The organism is Bacteroides sp. (assembly GCF_019417265.1).
GTDB lineage: Bacteria > Bacteroidota > Bacteroidia > Bacteroidales > Bacteroidaceae > Phocaeicola.
The window spans coordinates 1-16,997 of sequence record NZ_DXVR01000062.1 but is presented as its reverse complement, the minus strand read 5'-3'; the positions used below and the strand labels follow the sequence as shown (position 1 = coordinate 16,997).

Below are 16,997 nucleotides of genomic sequence, written 5' to 3'. Positions count from 1 at the left end.
CCTTTCGTTAATATGTCATTCAGTAATATTATTGAACTTTTGCAAATGTAATATGTTTTTCGTTTTAAACAAAGTATTTGTAAACTTTTGTTATAAAAATATTGGTGCTTTTTATTAGAAAGTTAACTTTCAGATTTAGAACTATGTTAATTCGTCAGGACATTGCTGATGATAGGTTGCTGTTACGGTATTCGAAAAAACTCAGTAAATCATAGTGTATTTCACTTTTACATCCTTCACACTGCAAAAGCTGTTATATTAACCACTATTTAAATGGCGTTTAAACAGTGCTTAGATGGTATCTCGAATAACGTTCGAACAGTATTCGAATAACATTCGAATTGCATTATAATTATGTATTCACTACTCATTCATTGAACGTTTACTGAACTGTTGCTGAATGGGTAGTGAACGCCAAATTATAGTGAAGGAATGATAATCCTTCTTCCGAAGACTGCCTTCTTCGGAGTATCGACAATATTCATCTTAGGTGTTTCTATTCTTCCTGCTCTTGATGCCGGGTATTCCTTTCCGGCTTTTTCAAGAGCGGCTCTCAGCATGGCTTCGTTCTCATCTCCTAACTGGTATGGCTCGAATGGATTGTCTTCTACCTCAGTGTCCGGTTTAAGACCGTCCGGCATACATAGAGTTTCGTCGTTCGCATTTTTGTAAATGCTTACCATAACATAAATACCCCAGTTCTTGATGGCTTGCGGAACTTTATCGTATGCATCTTCTGCCGACAGCATCCATCCTGTACAATATTTTCCGTGTGACTGCTGTCCGATAAGTTCAATGTCCATGTATGGCATTAATCCTGAAAGAAGGGCTTCGGATGCCGATGCGCTGTTGCCGGATATTATGCCGTAAATTTTATCCAAACTTATGTTGGCATCGTTTGTACTTACATTCAGATTAATTTCTTTATAATTATATTCAGTTTCAAAACGGGTTACTGTAGAAGTGCCGTTTTTCTTGTAGTATTCAGTGAAGAACTCGTTATAATCTTCTTTTTCAAAAATATCATTATTTGTAACATTTGCTTGTGGAGCAAACATTGATGCCAGTACACATTCGGTTATAACATATCCTCCTCCGTTATATCTCAAGTCGAGGATAAGTTCCTTTACTCCTTCGCTTTTAAACTCCTTGCATATGTTTATAAGTTCCGGAATGGACTTAAGGTCAAAACTGCTGTATGCCAGATAGCCTATTTTCTTACCGTTTACGTCAAATGTTTTGTGGCAAAGTATAGGATTTTCGTACATCTCTGTGGCTGTCAATGCTACATCTTTGGTCGGGGTTATTACATTATCTGTAAGTTCAGATAATGAAAGTGTGATTTCCGATGAATAATAGAGGTTCAGATAATTTTCAGTTGTAAGGACTTCACCGTTTATTTTTTCAATCAAATTACCCCTTTTCATACCGGCTTCTGCGGCAGGGCCTCCTTCTGAAACATATGCTACAGCGGCAATCAGTTCATTCCCCTCTTTGTTCTTGTAATATACCACAGGAGTGAAGCCATAAGTGGTTGATACACCCTGCACACTGCTTGTAAACTCTTCCATATTGTCTGTCAGCATTGTCCATTTGTCTATCTGATTTTCTCCGTCGTGGTATCTTATTTCCTCTACCGTAGCAATAGGGGCGGAATTTGTAGCAGGGTCGAGCTTGCTTAAATCATCGGATATCTCTTCGTTCCAGTAATAATAAACTTCAAGAGCCTCTTTGGCGAAGGTATTGGCCAGTCTTGTTTCTTCTGTTATTTTGTTTTTTCCTTCCGGATTGTTTATATCAGAACGGTTGCAGCCTGATATTATACCTCCTAACAGTATAATACCTGCAATTGTGATTTTAAGTCTGTTAAAGTCCATAGTTTTTTGCTTTTAAGATTTATGTAAGATTTTAAATTCTCATTAGACTGTCTATTGCATCGTTGTATTCTTTTACCATTCTTTCTACAACCTCATTTGCGGTAGGGATATCATCAATCATGCATGACACCTGGCCTATTTCCAGTTCTCCTTCTGACAAATCTCCTTCGAAGATTCCTTTCATCGCCCTTCCTTTGCCTAAAAGTTCCGTAAGCTCTTCCGGCGTAGCTCCTCTGTTTTCGGCAGACTCTATATTGTGATAGAAATCGTTTTTGATTAATCTCGTAGGTACTATTTTCTTCAGTGCAAGCATGGTGTCGCCCTCTTTCAATTCCGTACAGAGGCTTTTGAATTTCTCATGTGCGGAACTCTCTTGGGTTATTGCGAAACGTGTCCCCACCTGTACACCTTCAGCCCCCAAAGCAAATGCGGCAAGCATACTCCGGCCGGTAGATATTCCTCCGGCGGCTATCAGAGGAATCTCCAGATGTCTTTTTATTTGAGGAATAAGAACCATTGTAGTGGTTTCTTCCCTTCCGTTGTGTCCTCCTGCCTCGAATCCTTCTGCCACTACAGCATCAACACCGGCCTCCTGACTTTTGAGTGCGAACTTTGTGCTTGCCACAACGTGTGCCACCTTTATTCCGTTTTCATGCAGCTTTCCTGTCCATGTCTTTGGGTTGCCGGCCGAGGTGAAAACGACAGGAACTTTCTCTTCTATCACAACCTCTATGATGGCTTCAGAGTATTTTGAAATCAGTGGAATATTTACCCCGAAAGGCTTGTCGGTGGCCTTTCTGCATTTTCTGATATGCTCTCTGAGAATATCAGGATACATTGAGCCTGCTCCTATAAGTCCTAAACCGCCTGCATTGCTTACAGCTGCTGCGAGTTCCCATCCGCTGCACCAAACCATACCTCCCGAGATGATAGGATATTTTATGCCGAAAAGTTCTGTTATTCTGTTGTTCATTTGTTGATTATTTTAATGGTAGTCTGTTGAACAGACAATGTTATAGTTCCCTTTTTAATTCTTCATACAAGTCTACAGGGCCTAAATGCCAATATTTTGTGCTTTCGGTTGATAGCTTCTTGTAAAGTTCAGAATGATATATGCGACTTAAACTCTCTTCAAGTGTGTAGCCGTAATCATCGTGCAGATATTCTACCAGCCAACTTATCTTTCCAGGCAGGAGCAGATGAATATTACTTTGATTTATCTGGAACATATTATTCTATTTTAATAGCTTCTATAAAATGTATGGCTGTCAGTGCCTTTTCAGTATGGAATAGATACTGATCAACCAATTTGTATGTTTTTAGTTCACTGATAAGTGTATCAATACCTATAGCACCGGATTCGTATAGGCTGAACTGAAGATACACTTTATCATTGGCAACAGGGCCATATACGATATCATAGTCATGATTAAAGTCTTTTTGGGTTCTGTTTGCCATGACAAATTCAGCCCATTCTTTACTTGGCTCTGAAAAAAATAGACTTTTAAGTTCAGACAACTTTGGGTTATCAAACTCATATACATTCACATATCCGCATGTAGCGTGTTTTTCTAACATACGCCTTTTAGCCCAGTCTTTGGATTGTTTTTCCGAAGTCGTAGTATAGAAGCCTTCACCGTAGTCGAGTCTGCGGTTGCCTTTTATTATCAGGGGATATTCCACAATTTCTAAACTGCCGTGATATATCTTCATGCCTTTTTGCTTTTTCTTATTTCAATAAACTCATTTATTTCTTCTATCAGCCACTGTCGGCCTTGAGTGTGAAGCGGTTCAAAGCATTTGCTTAAATAATCTATAACTCCATACCGGGAGAACAAGTCAAGTACCTGCTCGCCGGTCATTCCTTGAGCTGTTTTATATTCTTCGATGCAGAATGAAACGAAGAGTGCTATGTCTTTATCTTTTTTACTCATTGTAATTCTCCTATTGTAAGCTTTTGCTATGTAATAATTTCACTACACTTTAAAACCTCATTATATCTATTTTCCAATGATACAAAAATATGTTTTATTCCCGATAAAATCAATATAAAGACCTGGCTTTCTGCGAAAAAAAATTGGATAAAACGCCGGAAATAAAATGCTTCGTCGTTTGATTCAAAATGAACGGTCGTTTAGAATCGAATGACGAAGCGTTTATTTTTAACATTAGAAGGTTAGCATTTTACGACGGAATTCGAATGCTATCCAGTATTGATTTTGCAAAAAAGGAGAGAGGAAAGAGCGACTAAGTAACTCTTTTACCAGTGGCTGTTCTGCAGTAAACATATCAATCTCTTGCTTTATTACCTTTGCAGGAAGCCCAATCCGCTTACCGAACTCTTCAAAATCAGAACGACAGATTGTGCGAGTGTCAGTAAATGCCATTCCTTCCTTAAAAAGACCTTTGTCTAATGCAAAGATATGTGGTTCACGAAGTTGCAAAGATGTATTTATCAAGTCGTATGCAGGAGACAAACGGTATTCTCCATTGCGTTCTATCAAGGAAAAGTTTTTCAAATGGGCATCATCGTTCAGCGTTACGAAGTTAAATAGGATTATTCTGAAGAATCTACGGATATCTATCAGCGCAGCTTTGACATAGCGATGAATAACCTCGGCACAATCTTCGTAGCTGGCTTTATCGTATTTGTAATTAGGTCCGGCGTTATCTTTGGTATATCCCAATAATGCAGCGAAGTCCTCTTGTTTATATTTGCCTCTGCTGTGTACATCAAATCTACGGGTAATGTATGCGGGTGTACCATCATCAAAGAAGCAAAGTGCATTTGCTGCTGTTTCAATGTTATATACTTGTGATGCTATTTGCATGGTAACATGCTCATTGGCAGCACAAAAATCCTTATTTATAATCTGGTATCCCGTAGGGCGTGGCTTTAAGATAAATGTACCCTGTTCTCCTTCACGAGTGTAACGTAACTTGTTGCCATCAACCACAATGGAAAACTTAGGTTGTGCTCCGGAAAGTGATATGCGTCCTACGCTCTTAATGGCTTCATTCGCATCTTCTGTTTCTGTATCCGGACTTGCTTCCGAGAAAATATGTGATACGGCATTACCGTCGAATAATATTTTTCGTGCATGTGGCGAATAAGTGTCAAATCCATTTTGCAACGTGGATGGGCAAATAGTTAATTCTTTCATAACTCTATCGGTTTAACAGTTATGGCTCCAACGGTATCAAACTGACAAGTTGCCAATAGTATTCCAAAATCATCTTCAGGGTCTATACGAAGTAGCTGGGATTGTATTTGGCGGTTATCACCTTCCGACAGCATATTGGCAAATACGGAGAACAGGTGCTGTGAATAATAAGGCTCTGAACGGAGCGGTAGCGTCAGACTTACAGCGTCGCAATTCTCATTTAATAAATATGCCTTATCGTAAGTAAATTTATACTCATGGCTATCATTTTCTGTCAATACGCCGGTCTTTATTCCGTGCAGATATACTTCACATTGTCGCATATTGTTAATCCTTTAATTTAGTTACAATTTGTAGTCCTAATACATCGCAAACAGAAACAAAAGTTTCTATACGGGGATTTCCTGTTCCGCGCTCTATCGCAACAACGGTGTTTATGCTCACACCTGCCAAGTCTGCCAGTTCTTGCTGTCTGATTTTAAGAACCGTTCTGCGAACTTTTATCTGTTCTCCCAATGTTTTCATATTCACAATATATTGGTATTTCATACAAATATATGTCATTTTTACTAATATTACAAGCCAAAATCACAGTATATTGTGATTTTTCTGAGAAATGAATACCTTTTTAGGATGAATAATTGTAAAATCACAGTATATTGTGATTTCTTTGTATAAAAAAAGCTTTGCAAACGTGCTTATATCTTTATCGTCTGACAGTTGTCAAACGTACAGACGACAGCTGTCAAACAAATATCCCACAGGTGTCAAACATATGTCTGACAGCTGTCAAACGACAAAGATTTTTAATCTTTAAAAACCGGATATAAACAGTCTTCCAGGAATGTATAAAATCTGATATTTTAAATATATTGTCGGACAAATCTTTTATCGGTGCTTAATTTATAATACCTTTGCGTCTTAAAACCCATAAACTCGTATGAAAATAAGAATTTTACTACTTTTTAGTTTGATGTTATTACTGCGTTTAAACTCTTATGCAGAAACATATAAATATCGTGTTACATTGAGAGATAAGTCGCTCACTGCTTATAGTTTAGACCGTCCGCAGGAGTTCTTGTCCGAACGTGCTTTGGAGCGCAGACACAGACAGGGTATAGACATCGATTCTACAGACTTGCCTGTTTGCAAAACATATATCGACCGTCTTGTGGAGCAGGGTGGGGAGTATCAGATGCAGAGCAAGTGGAACAATACAGTCCTGATGCTGGTTCACGACGAGGAGATAGCAGAGCGCTTCAGACAAAATCCGTTTGTGGTTGATGTCAGGAAAGTGTGGGTATCGCCTGACACTGTTTTTCCACGAAACAAGGACAGGAAAAAGGAGATAACCAACAAGTGGAAAAAGACTGACGATTATTATGGAGTTGCGGCCCGGCAGATAAAGATTCATCATGGCGACAGTCTGCACTTGGCAGGATTCCGTGGCGAGGGTATGCATGTGGCAGTCATAGATGCCGGTTATTATAATGTGGACAAAATGAAGTTTTTCCGCAAGCTGCATATACTTGGAACAAAGGATTTTGTGAATCCCAATTCGGATATTTACGCGGAGCATAATCACGGACTGAAAGTTCTCTCCTGCATGGCTGTCGATATGCCCAAGGTCATGGTCGGTTCTGCTCCGGGAGCATCCTACTGGCTTTTAAGGAGTGAAGATAATGATACTGAACAGCCGGCGGAAGAAGACTATTGGGCTGCTGCAGTGGAGTTTGCAGACAGTGTAGGGGTGGATGTGGTAAACACCTCTCTTGGATATTATTCTTTTGATGATGCTTCGAACAATTATAAGTATCGCGACCTCGACGGGCGTACATCGCTTATGTCGCGTTCGGCTTCTGTGGCTTCTAAAAAAGGTATGCTTATAGTGTGCAGTGCCGGAAATTCAGGCGCTTCAAGCTGGAAGAAAATCACTCCTCCGGGTGATGCAGAAGGGGTACTTACTATAGGTGCAGTCAATACAGACGGTGTGAATGCCGATTTCTCCTCTGTGGGTAATACTGCCGACGGACGTATCAAGCCGGATGTTATGGCGGTGGGTTTCCATTCCGGTGTGGCAGGGACTAATGGAGGTATTTCATATGGCAACGGCACTTCTTTTGCTTCGCCTATCTTCTGTGGGCTTGTAACCTGTTTTTGGCAGGCTTGTCCGTGGCTGACGGTTACTGAACTTATAGATGTTGTTCATCGGGCTTCGGACAGATATGAATATCCGGACAATATATTCGGCTATGGCATTACGGATATGTGGAAGGCTTATCGGATAGGTATGGATATGAAAAACAATTAAAAGACTCTGTATGATGGAAAACGAAGCGATGTCTTTATACGAACTGAATTCCCTTGTGCGTCGGGGACTTCACGCCTGTCTGCCGGATGAATACTGGATACAGGCGGAGCTGAGCGATGTGCGTTCTAATTATTCCGGACATTGTTACATGGAGTTTGTACAGAAGGACCCTAAAAGCAATGCTTTGATAGCCAAGGCACGTGGAGTGATATGGAGCAATGTGTTTATGCGTCTTCGTCCATATTTCGAGCGTGAAACAGGTCAGGCTTTTGTCTCAGGGATAAAGGTGATGGTGAAGGTAACTGTCGATTTTCACGAGTTGTACGGTTTTTCGCTCACAGTAGTAGATATTGACCCTGCATATACCATAGGCGATTTGGCCCGCAGGAGAAAAGAGATTCTGAAGAAGCTTGATGAAGAAGGCATACTGACGATGAACAAGGAACTTGAAATGCCTGAACCTCTGCAGAGGATAGCTGTAATTTCATCGGCCACAGCAGCCGGCTACGGAGACTTCTGCAATCAGTTGCATGGCAATAAGTTCGGTTTCGTCTTTTATACAAAACTCTTTCCTGCCATAATGCAGGGTGACAGGGTGGAGGAATCTGTTATTTCAGCTTTGGAACGTATTTATGCCGATTGCGATAACTGGGATGTGGTGGTCATTATTCGTGGCGGAGGAGCGACATCCGATTTGTCGGGATTCGATACATACGATTTGGCTGCACATTGTGCGCAGTTCCCCTTGCCTGTGATAACCGGTATCGGACATGAACGTGACGATACTGTGATTGATATGGTTTCGCACACAAGGGTAAAGACTCCTACGGCAGCTGCCGAATATATAATAGGTAGAATGCTTGAAACGGCAGGCAGGTTGGAGGATCTGTCAGAGCGTATCCGCAGCGAGATTCCTGTACGGCTTAATGCTGAGGCAGAGCGTATCAGCAGGCTTGTGGCACGTGTGCCGTTGGTGGTTCAGTCAAGGATACAGCGTGAAAATATGCGATGCGAGAGGAACTGTTCACGCTTGCAGATGGCATGGCAGAAGCGTTTTATCAGAGAGGAACATCAGTTGGATGTTCTGCCGCGCCTCGTAATGCTTGCCACTTCGCGGATGGAAAAAGAGAAACATCGGCTGGAACTTGTTGACAGGATTCTGAAGTCATCCTCGCCGGAGCATCTTCTGAAACGTGGGTACAGTATAACCCTTTATAATGGTAGGGCAGTGCGCGATACTTCGGCTCTAAAACCGGGAGATGAAGTGGAAACTGTTCTGGCTACAGGTAAATTCAAGAGTATAGTAAAATAAAAAGTATTACAGATATGGCAGCAAAAAAAGAAACATATACAGAAGCCATGAAAAAGTTAGAGGCTATTGTAGCTAAAATAGAGGGTGGAGAACTCGATATTGATCAGTTGGGAGATAATCTGAAAGAAGCTCAGAAACTCATTAAGTTCTGCAAGGATAAACTTTATAAGGCTGATGAAGAAATAAGAAAAATGCTTGACGACAGTCATGGCGGAGAAGAATAATAATGTAAGCGTAGTGGACGGATTTTAAGATTTTAGTCTAAATATTTATTGTAAAAATTGGAATATGTAAATTAAAATCTTACATTTGCCGTCAATGTAATATAATTGAAAACAAAAAATATTAAATAATATAGTTATGAAAGAAATTGACTGGTCTAATTTGTCTTTCGGTTATATGAAGACAGATTACAACGTTCGTTGCTATTATCGCGACGGAAAGTGGGGTGAATTGGAACTTTGTTCGGAAGAAACACTTAATATCCATATGGCTGCAACATGTCTGCATTATGGACAGGAAGCTTTTGAAGGACTTAAGGCATATCGCGGAAAGGATGGCAAGATTCGTGTGTTCCGTCCACAGGCAAATGCAGAACGTTTGCAAAGCACTTGCAACGGTATTCTTATGCCGGAGTTTCCTACAGAACTGTTCTGCGAAGCTGTAAAGAAAGTTGTTAAGGCAAATGAATGTTTTTTGCCTCCATATGAAAGCGGTGCTTCTCTGTATATCCGTCCGTTGCTTATCGGTACAGGAGCACAGGTGGGCGTACATCCGGCCAGTGAGTATCTTTTCGTAGTCTTTGTCACTCCGGTAGGTCCTTATTTCAAAGGTGGATTTGCTACTAACCCTTATGTGATAATCCGTCAGTTCGACCGTGCCGCTCCGCTTGGAACTGGTACTTTCAAGGTAGGTGGTAACTATGCTGCAAGTCTTCGTGCCAATAAAATGGCTCACGATGCCGGCTATGCAAGCGAGTTCTATCTTGATGCAAAGGAAAAGAAATATATCGAAGAGTGTGGTGCAGCCAACTTCTTCGGTATCAAAGACAATACTTATGTAACTCCGCTTTCTACATCTATTCTGCCTTCTATCACAAACAGAAGCTTGATGCAGTTGGCTGAAGATATGGGATTGAAAGTTGAACGTCGTCCTATTGCTGAAGAGGAGCTTGAAACATTCGAAGAAGCCGGAGCATGCGGTACAGCAGCCGTTATCAGCCCTATAGAACGTATCGATGATTTGGAAAACAATAAATCATACGTTATTGCAAAGAATGGCAAGCCGGGGCCTATAAGCGAAAAACTTTACAATAAGTTGCGCGCTATTCAGTATGGTGACGAACCGGATCCATACGGATGGGTGATGATAGTAGAATAAGATTGTACATACTATTATAAACTTTTTTTAAAAAAAACTTTTATGGAAACACAGAAGAAGATTACAGTGATGGGTGTTCTCTCAGAGGGAATATCATTGGGTATGAAAAATGCGGTATCATTGTTGGTTGCAACAGTACTTTGGATTGTTACAATATGGATACCATATTTGAATGTTGGTACTACCATTGCCATGACTACAATTCCTATTGAATTGAGCAAAGGCAAGGTCATTTCTCCGGTATTTATTTTTGACAGTAAGTATCGTAAATATATGGGAGAATATTTTACTCTGATAGGACTGATGGCTATGGCTGTAATTCCGGCACTGTTTTTCATGATAGTTCCTGCCATTGTTATCAGTTTAGGATGGTCATTGGCTATTTATATATTGTTGGACAAAGGAGTTGCCCCTGGTGAAGCTATGGTACAGAGTAACAAAGCTACATATGGATATAAATGGACAATCTTTGGAATCCAGTTTGTGTTATGTCTTGCATATTATATATTGTCGTTTATATTCGGTCTTATTCCAATATTGGGTATTCTGCTTGTTTTGTGCCTTTTTATAGCTTATGTTATTATCGGTATGGGATGTTCAGCTGTTATCTATCGTAAATTGACTGCTGAAACCCAAGAAACTGCTGAAACACCGGAAATCCCTGATGTTCAGGAAGAACCATAATTATGTACATAATATAGATTAGAAGAACAATGCGGGCGGATAATAGTTTTTACAATTATCTGCCCGTATTGTTCTTTTTTACGATATCCTTAAATTTTCCAACAACTTGTTTTTTGTTGTCAATTCCGTTGAAAAGACTTACATTTGCAATGTAAAAGATTTTATTCAACATGGGAAAAGGTAAATTAGCTAAATTTGCAGATATGGCGGAATATCCGCATGTGTTCGAATATCCGTATTCGGTGGTTGATGAAGTTAACTTCGAGATGAAGGGAAACTGGAACCGTGACTTCTTCAAGAATGATAATCCTATCGTTCTGGAACTTGGTTGCGGAAGAGGTGAATACACAGTAGGGCTTGCAAGGAGATATTCTGACAAGAATTTTATAGGGGTTGATATAAAGGGTGCACGTATGTGGACCGGAGCTACAGAGGCTTTGAATGAAGGACTGAAAAATGCTGCTTTCCTGCGTACTAATATAGAGATTATAGACCGTTTCTTCGCACCGGGAGAGGTTAGCGAAATATGGCTTACATTCTCGGATCCACAGATGAAGAAGGCTGCAAAGCGTCTTACTTCTACTTATTTCATGGAAAGATACAGGAAATTTCTCGTCCCGGGTGGAATAGTTCATCTGAAGACTGACAGTAATTTCATGTTTACATATACCAAATATATGATAGAGGCTAACAATTTGCCTGTAGAATTTATTACTGACGACCTGTATCATTCGGGAATGGATGATGATATTCTCAGTATTCGTACATACTACGAACAGCAGTGGCTTGACAGAGGTCTGAATATCAAGTATATCAAGTTCAGATTGCCTCAGGAAGGTGAACTGAAGGAACCGGATGTGGAAATCGAACTTGATGACTACAGAAGCTATAACCGTAGCAAAAGAAGTGGACTTAAGACCAGTAAATGAACCAAGTCTTATTTCTCTAACTTCATAACTTCTTTAACTTCTCTAACATCAATAACTTCAAAAAAATATATTTATGACACTATATCCAAAATTGATTCTTGATGCACTCTCTACAGTGCGTTATCCGGGAAACGGGAAAAATATTGTTGAGGCTGAAATGGTGGCCGACAATCTCCGTATAGACGGAATGAAAGTAAGCTTCTCGATTATTTTCGAAAAGCCTACAGACCCGTTTATGAAATCTGTAGTTAAATCGGCAGAAACTGCTATCCATACATATGTTTCCAAAGAGGTAGAAGTAACCATAACAACAGAAAGCAAGCAGGCTGCACGTCCTGAGCCGGGAAAACTCCTTCCTCAGGTGAAGAATGTGATTGCTGTATCATCAGGTAAGGGTGGCGTCGGTAAATCGACTGTGGCTGCAAACCTTGCTGTAGCTCTCTCTAAGTTGGGCTACAAGGTCGGTTTGCTCGATGCTGATATATTCGGGCCGTCTGTACCAAAGATGTTTCAGGTAGAAGATGCACGTCCATATGCTGAAGAAGTCGGAGGACGCGATTTGATTGTACCGGTAGAAAAATATGGTATCGAACTTCTGTCTATAGGATTCTTCGTAAGTCCTGAACAGGCCACTCTCTGGCGCGGAGCAATGGCAAGCAATGCCTTGAAACAGCTCGTGGGTGACGCAAAATGGGGAGAACTCGATTATTTCGTTCTTGACACTCCTCCGGGAACAAGCGATATTCATCTTACCCTGTTGCAGAACCTTGCCATTACTGGTGCAGTGATAGTAAGTACACCTCAGGAAGTGGCTTTGGCTGATGCACGCAAGGGTATCAATATGTATCAGAATGATAAGGTTAATGTACCTATCCTCGGTCTGGTAGAAAATATGGCATGGTTTACTCCGGCAGAACTTCCTGAAAACAAATACTATCTGTTCGGAAAGGAAGGTACAAAAAGGCTGGCAGAAGAACTTAATGTTCCTTTATTGGGACAGATTCCTATCGTGCAGAGCATATGCGAAGGAGGAGATAACGGTACTCCGGTGGCTCTTGACGAGGATTCTATTACAGGACAGGCATTTATCGAACTTGCCAAGAATGTGGTAGAGCAGACTGAAAAAAGGAATGTTGAAATGGCACCGACACAGATTGTACAGACTCATAAATAATATAGGGTTATGATGAATGATGAAATTAAAAAAGCATGCGAAGTCATGTATAAAGGCGGAGTAATCCTATATCCTACAGATACAGTGTGGGGTATAGGTTGCGATGCAACAAACGAAGAAGCAGTAAAGAAGGTTTTTGAAATTAAGCGCAGGGCTGACAGTAAGGCTATGTTAGTGTTGGTGGACAGTCCGGTAAAAGTTGAATCGTATGTCAGCGATGTGCCTAATGTGGCATGGGACCTGATAGAGATGACAACAAAACCGCTTACAATAATCTATGATGGAGCAAGAAATCTCGCGCCAAACCTTATTGCCGAGGATGGCAGCGTGGGTATAAGAGTTACTTCGGAAGAATTCTCAAAACAGCTTTGTTTCAGATTCAAAAAACCGATTGTTTCAACTTCGGCAAATATAAGTGGTGAGCCTTCTCCTGCCGTATTCAGTGAGATTAGCGAGGAAATAAAGAATGCTGTAGACTATATTGTGGACTACAGAAGAGAGGAAACCGGTCCTGCAAAACCGTCAAGTATAATCAAACTTGGCAAGGGCGGTGTGGTTAAAGTTATCAGAGAATAGTTGATATAAATTTGCTGGAGAATGAAGACTAAGGAAAAATTTTCTTTTTTGCAGAGTTTTCTAAAGTGGAGAGAAAAGCATATCACCGATAAGCAGTTCATACTCATACTTAGTTTCTTGGTAGGTATCTTTACTGCTCTGGCTGCTTTTGTCCTGAAGTTCCTTGTAGAATATATAAAGGAGTTCCTTACTGAGAACTTTGATACAACAGGAGCCAACTGGCTGTATCTGGTTTATCCGGTAGCCGGAATTTTCATTACCGGACTGTTTATCAGATATATTGTACGCGATGACATAAGCCATGGTGTAACTAAGATATTGTATGCGATTTCGCGTCGTCAGAGTAGGATAAAGGGCCATAATGTATGGTCGTCAGTCTGCGCATCAGCAATAACCATCGGTTTCGGTGGATCTGTAGGAGCCGAGGCGCCTATAGTCCTTACGGGGTCTGCCATAGGTTCCAACCTTGGAAGCATGTTCCGTATGGACCATAAGACTCTTATGCTGCTGTTGGGGTGTGGTGCTGCAGGTGCCGTGTCCGGAATATTCAAGGCACCTATAGCAGGATTGGTATTTACCCTTGAGGTGCTTATGTTCGACTTGACAATGGCTTCTCTGCTGCCATTGCTTATATCAAGTGTTACGGCTGCATGTATGTCTTATCTGCTTACAGGGACGGAGGCTATGTTCCAGTTCACATTGGATTATCCTTTTGCTCTTGAGCGCATTCCTTATGCTATGGTATTGGGAATTTTCTGCGGTTTGATAGCATGGTATTTTACACGTTCGATGAATTGGATTGAGAATATATTCAGGCGTTTCTCCAGCCCGTATTCAAAGTTCGTGCTTGGAGGTATAATGCTGAGTATCCTTATCTTCCTTTTCCCTCCTCTCTATGGTGAAGGTTATGACACGATATCGCTTCTGCTTAACGGAACTTCAAGCGCTGAGTGGGATACGGTAATGAACAATTCTCTGTTCTATGGTCATAGCGGACTTCTGGTAGTGTATTTGTTGCTGATTATACTTTTCAAGGTTTTTGCATCAAGTGCTACCAATGGTGGAGGAGGTTGTGGCGGTATATTTGCACCAAGTCTTTTCTTGGGATGTATTGCCGGATTCGTATTCTCTCATGTTTGCAATGAATTCAACATCGGAAGTACTTACATTCCTGAGAAGAACTTTGCTCTTATGGGTATGGCCGGACTTATGTCTGGGGTGATGCATGCTCCTCTTACCGGGGTGTTCCTTATTGCTGAGCTTACCGGAGGATACGGATTGTTCCTTCCTCTTATGATTGTTTCCGTATTTGCGTATCTTACTATAAAGGTGTTCGAGCCTCATAGTATATATTCAATGCGTCTGGCCAAGAAAGGAGAACTTATTACTCACCACAAGGACAAGGCTGTGCTTACAATGATGAATATTGAGAGCATAATGGAAACAGACTTCCTTACTGTAAAGCCGGAAATGGATTTGGGACAGATGGTTAAGGTCATCTCAAAGTCAAGCAGAAATATGTTCCCTGTGATAGATGCAAATGACGAACTTATCGGTATCGTAAATCTTGATGATATCCGAAATATCATGTTCCGTCAGGAGTTGTATCACAGATATACTGTGGAAAGTTTTATGACTGTTCCGAAGGCTAAACTTGTCACTACGGATTCTATGGAAGAGGTTATGGAGAAGTTTGATTCTACAAAGGCATGGAACCTTCCTGTAGTGGACGAGGATAATAAATATAAAGGATTTGTTTCAAAGTCGAAGATGCTCAATACTTACCGTCAGGTACTTGTAGACTTCTCGGCAGAATAAACTTAAGATTATGGAAAAGAAAGATTTGCGTATAGTTTATATGGGTACACCGGAGTTTGCGGTAGAAAGTCTGCGCAGACTCGTGGAAGGTGGATATAATATAGTGGCAGTAATAACCATGCCTGACAAACCTATGGGACGTCATGGCAGTGTCCTTCAGCCAAGTCCGGTAAAGCAGTATGCCGTATCTCAGGGATTGAAGGTATTACAGCCGGAGAAGCTTAAGGATGAGGCTTTCGTGGAAGAACTTCGTTCGCTGAAGGCCGATTTGCAGATAGTGGTCGCTTTCAGAATGTTGCCTGAGGTGGTATGGAATATGCCTCCTATGGGAACATTCAATCTGCATGCATCGTTATTGCCTCAATATAGAGGTGCAGCTCCTATAAACTGGGCAGTGATAAACGGTGATACAGAAACTGGTATAACAACATTTTTCCTGAAACATGAGATAGATACTGGTGAGATTATAGACCAGGTAAGAGTGCCTATTGCTGATACGGACAATGTAGAAGTGGTATATGACAAGCTTATGATGCTTGGAGGAGATTTGGTGCTCAAGACAGTAGATGCCATTCTTGAAGGAAACGTTAAGACTACTCCTCAGGAAGAGCTTGTAAAAGTAGACGCATTGCGTCCGGCACCGAAGATTTTCAAGGAAACATGCCGTATAGACTGGAATGCAGGAGTGAAGAAAGTGTATGACTTCGTAAGAGGACTATCGCCATATCCTGCAGCATGGACAGAACTTCATCAGGGAGATTCAGCTCCGGTCATGCTTAAGATTTTTGAAACAGAGAAGATATTCTGTAGCCATGATTATAAGCCTGGAACTATTTTGACAGACAATAAAACTTATCTGCATGTAGCTTCAACAGACGGCTATGTCAATGTGTTGTCACTGCAGCTGGCGGGCAAAAAGAGAATGCCTGTTGCCGATTTCCTGCGAGGATTCCATGCTTCTGACAATTCTTGTCTGGCTTGAACCTTGTAGTCTGACAATTGTTTCAGATGTAGTATTGTCCTCAGACTGGTATTTTATTCTGAAACCTTTAAAGTTAGCGTTAGAGTATTCCGGTATGCTTGAAAGAGTAAACGACGCTATACCCCAATAGAGTTTGTCGCCATTATCTGAGTTTTTATTGTGGCGAAGCTCAACTTCCAGCAGCCCCTCATCGTCTATCTGTGTATTTTCTGTAAGTAGCAGACTGATACGGTGGGGGATTGTTTCATTGCTTCCCGAGATGTTGAACTCGATATTCAGATGTTCGTTGCTGATGCTTGCGTATGTTATCTCTATTATATCATTTCCGAAACTTTCTTTATCTTCGTTATTGTTTAATCTCAAGTCATCAGCCTTTTTTGTCAGTACTTTATATAAATCATATATAGTAACTTCCTTACCGGTGTTAACCTTGGAATCCTTATCCTCTGCATTTGGAAAATTTATGTTGACGAGTATTCTTTGTCCAATGCTGTCTGCTTCGTAGCTTCTTATTATGTCCGGATTCTTGGGAATGACATCGCCATACAAATCCGAGTTTATGGAATAATCGCTCAGATTGTTGACTGTACCCATTGTAGGATATAGTTCAGGATAGTTTTCATTATTTATGCATGACTGTAGGATTGTTCCTAAGATACTTATACAGATTATGCCGACTGTGCTAATATTAAGTTTCATAAAAGTGTTGTTTGCAAGTTCTGACTTTAAAATGAAATTAACCCAAGTTTGATGGTAAATTTATGCTTTTCTTTGCTACTCAGTATTTTGC

The 16,997-nt window shown here is 40.8% G+C and carries 18 protein-coding genes; 10 read left to right on the top strand and 8 right to left on the bottom strand.

What is annotated here, in order from left to right:
* Positions 1–419 precede the first annotated feature (419 nt).
* The 7 genes from QZ379_RS08520 to QZ379_RS08490 all read right to left on the bottom strand — a co-directional run bounded on the left by QZ379_RS08520 (position 420) and on the right by QZ379_RS08490 (position 5,590).
* Entirely contained in the window at positions 420–1,877 is a 1,458-nt protein-coding gene (locus tag QZ379_RS08520) for a S41 family peptidase (RefSeq protein WP_291563153.1), read from the bottom strand.
* 31 nt (positions 1,878–1,908) lie between these two features.
* Complete coding sequence (locus tag QZ379_RS08515) at positions 1,909–2,850, bottom strand: nitronate monooxygenase (protein ID WP_291563150.1); 942 nt, start codon at positions 2,848–2,850, stop codon at positions 1,909–1,911.
* Between the two features lie 257 nt (positions 2,851–3,107).
* Entirely contained in the window at positions 3,108–3,590 is a 483-nt protein-coding gene (locus QZ379_RS08510) for a DUF3990 domain-containing protein (protein WP_291563147.1), read from the bottom strand.
* Positions 3,587–3,811, bottom strand: a complete 225-nt coding sequence (locus QZ379_RS08505) for a DUF3791 domain-containing protein (RefSeq protein ID WP_291563144.1) — start codon at positions 3,809–3,811, stop codon at positions 3,587–3,589. The genes QZ379_RS08510 and QZ379_RS08505 overlap by 4 nt, the downstream gene beginning before the upstream one ends.
* A 234-nt stretch (positions 3,812–4,045) precedes the next feature.
* Positions 4,046–5,011, bottom strand: coding sequence for a HipA domain-containing protein (locus QZ379_RS08500; RefSeq protein ID WP_291563142.1), 966 nt, complete (start codon positions 5,009–5,011; stop codon positions 4,046–4,048).
* A gap of 26 nt (positions 5,012–5,037) precedes the next feature.
* Complete coding sequence (locus QZ379_RS08495) at positions 5,038–5,364, bottom strand: HipA N-terminal domain-containing protein (RefSeq protein ID WP_291563139.1); 327 nt, start codon at positions 5,362–5,364, stop codon at positions 5,038–5,040.
* A gap of 4 nt (positions 5,365–5,368) precedes the next feature.
* Positions 5,369–5,590: a helix-turn-helix domain-containing protein gene (locus QZ379_RS08490; protein ID WP_291563137.1), complete on the bottom strand. Its 222-nt coding sequence runs from the start codon at positions 5,588–5,590 to the stop codon at positions 5,369–5,371.
* Positions 5,591–5,981: 391 nt separating this feature from the next.
* On the opposite strand from QZ379_RS08490, the gene QZ379_RS08485 reads away from it, so the two are divergent.
* The 10 genes from QZ379_RS08485 to fmt all read left to right on the top strand — a co-directional run bounded on the left by QZ379_RS08485 (position 5,982) and on the right by fmt (position 16,207).
* Positions 5,982–7,352, top strand: a complete 1,371-nt coding sequence (locus QZ379_RS08485) for a S8 family serine peptidase (protein WP_291563134.1) — start codon at positions 5,982–5,984, stop codon at positions 7,350–7,352.
* Between the two features lie 13 nt (positions 7,353–7,365).
* Positions 7,366–8,664, top strand: coding sequence for an exodeoxyribonuclease VII large subunit (xseA, locus tag QZ379_RS08480; RefSeq protein ID WP_291563159.1), 1,299 nt, complete (start codon positions 7,366–7,368; stop codon positions 8,662–8,664).
* Positions 8,665–8,678: 14 nt separating this feature from the next.
* Positions 8,679–8,888 (top strand): exodeoxyribonuclease VII small subunit, encoded by a 210-nt coding sequence (xseB, locus tag QZ379_RS08475; RefSeq protein WP_291563131.1) that lies wholly within the window; start codon positions 8,679–8,681, stop codon positions 8,886–8,888.
* Positions 8,889–9,024: 136 nt separating this feature from the next.
* Positions 9,025–10,044 carry a branched-chain amino acid aminotransferase gene (locus QZ379_RS08470; RefSeq protein WP_291563128.1) on the top strand — a complete coding sequence of 340 codons (1,020 nt, stop codon included), beginning with the start codon at positions 9,025–9,027 and terminating at the stop codon, positions 10,042–10,044.
* 42 nt (positions 10,045–10,086) lie between these two features.
* A complete protein-coding gene (locus tag QZ379_RS08465) occupies positions 10,087–10,728 on the top strand; it encodes a hypothetical protein (RefSeq protein ID WP_291563126.1) in 642 nt (213 codons plus the stop codon).
* Between the two features lie 170 nt (positions 10,729–10,898).
* Positions 10,899–11,657, top strand: a complete 759-nt coding sequence (trmB, locus tag QZ379_RS08460) for a tRNA (guanosine(46)-N7)-methyltransferase TrmB (protein ID WP_291563123.1) — start codon at positions 10,899–10,901, stop codon at positions 11,655–11,657.
* 73 nt (positions 11,658–11,730) lie between these two features.
* Positions 11,731–12,831, top strand: coding sequence for an Mrp/NBP35 family ATP-binding protein (locus tag QZ379_RS08455; protein WP_291563120.1), 1,101 nt, complete (start codon positions 11,731–11,733; stop codon positions 12,829–12,831).
* Positions 12,832–12,843: 12 nt separating this feature from the next.
* Entirely contained in the window at positions 12,844–13,407 is a 564-nt protein-coding gene (locus QZ379_RS08450; protein WP_291563156.1) for an L-threonylcarbamoyladenylate synthase, read from the top strand.
* 21 nt (positions 13,408–13,428) lie between these two features.
* Entirely contained in the window at positions 13,429–15,225 is a 1,797-nt protein-coding gene (locus QZ379_RS08445) for a chloride channel protein (protein WP_291563118.1), read from the top strand.
* A gap of 10 nt (positions 15,226–15,235) precedes the next feature.
* The gene (fmt, locus tag QZ379_RS08440; protein WP_291563117.1) at positions 15,236–16,207 is read left to right on the top strand and encodes a methionyl-tRNA formyltransferase; all 972 of its coding nucleotides are present in this window, start codon (positions 15,236–15,238) and stop codon (positions 16,205–16,207) included.
* On the opposite strand, the gene QZ379_RS08435 is transcribed toward fmt, so the two are convergent.
* Complete coding sequence (locus QZ379_RS08435; RefSeq protein WP_291563114.1) at positions 16,121–16,906, bottom strand: NigD-like C-terminal domain-containing protein; 786 nt, start codon at positions 16,904–16,906, stop codon at positions 16,121–16,123. The genes fmt and QZ379_RS08435 overlap by 87 nt on opposite strands.
* Between the last annotated feature and the right edge of the window lie 91 nt (positions 16,907–16,997).

What these genes read in the sequence shown, in the direction of transcription:
- QZ379_RS08470 (WP_291563128.1), top strand. Translation starts at nt 9,025, where the DNA reads ATGAAAGAAATTGACTGGTCTAATTTGTCTTTCGGTTATATGAAGACA.
- QZ379_RS08510 (WP_291563147.1), bottom strand. Translation starts at nt 3,590, where the DNA reads ATGAAGATATATCACGGCAGTTTAGAAATTGTGGAATATCCCCTGATA.
- QZ379_RS08445 (WP_291563118.1), top strand. Translation starts at nt 13,429, where the DNA reads ATGAAGACTAAGGAAAAATTTTCTTTTTTGCAGAGTTTTCTAAAGTGG.
- QZ379_RS08495 (WP_291563139.1), bottom strand. Translation starts at nt 5,364, where the DNA reads ATGCGACAATGTGAAGTATATCTGCACGGAATAAAGACCGGCGTATTG.
- QZ379_RS08485 (WP_291563134.1), top strand. Translation starts at nt 5,982, where the DNA reads ATGAAAATAAGAATTTTACTACTTTTTAGTTTGATGTTATTACTGCGT.
- QZ379_RS08515 (WP_291563150.1), bottom strand. Translation starts at nt 2,850, where the DNA reads ATGAACAACAGAATAACAGAACTTTTCGGCATAAAATATCCTATCATC.
- QZ379_RS08490 (WP_291563137.1), bottom strand. Translation starts at nt 5,590, where the DNA reads ATGAAATACCAATATATTGTGAATATGAAAACATTGGGAGAACAGATA.
- xseA (WP_291563159.1), top strand. Translation starts at nt 7,366, where the DNA reads ATGGAAAACGAAGCGATGTCTTTATACGAACTGAATTCCCTTGTGCGT.
- QZ379_RS08435 (WP_291563114.1), bottom strand. Translation starts at nt 16,906, where the DNA reads ATGAAACTTAATATTAGCACAGTCGGCATAATCTGTATAAGTATCTTA.
- QZ379_RS08465 (WP_291563126.1), top strand. Translation starts at nt 10,087, where the DNA reads ATGGAAACACAGAAGAAGATTACAGTGATGGGTGTTCTCTCAGAGGGA.
- QZ379_RS08520 (WP_291563153.1), bottom strand. Translation starts at nt 1,877, where the DNA reads ATGGACTTTAACAGACTTAAAATCACAATTGCAGGTATTATACTGTTA.
- xseB (WP_291563131.1), top strand. Translation starts at nt 8,679, where the DNA reads ATGGCAGCAAAAAAAGAAACATATACAGAAGCCATGAAAAAGTTAGAG.
- fmt (WP_291563117.1), top strand. Translation starts at nt 15,236, where the DNA reads ATGGAAAAGAAAGATTTGCGTATAGTTTATATGGGTACACCGGAGTTT.
- trmB (WP_291563123.1), top strand. Translation starts at nt 10,899, where the DNA reads ATGGGAAAAGGTAAATTAGCTAAATTTGCAGATATGGCGGAATATCCG.
- QZ379_RS08505 (WP_291563144.1), bottom strand. Translation starts at nt 3,811, where the DNA reads ATGAGTAAAAAAGATAAAGACATAGCACTCTTCGTTTCATTCTGCATC.
- QZ379_RS08455 (WP_291563120.1), top strand. Translation starts at nt 11,731, where the DNA reads ATGACACTATATCCAAAATTGATTCTTGATGCACTCTCTACAGTGCGT.
- QZ379_RS08450 (WP_291563156.1), top strand. Translation starts at nt 12,844, where the DNA reads ATGAATGATGAAATTAAAAAAGCATGCGAAGTCATGTATAAAGGCGGA.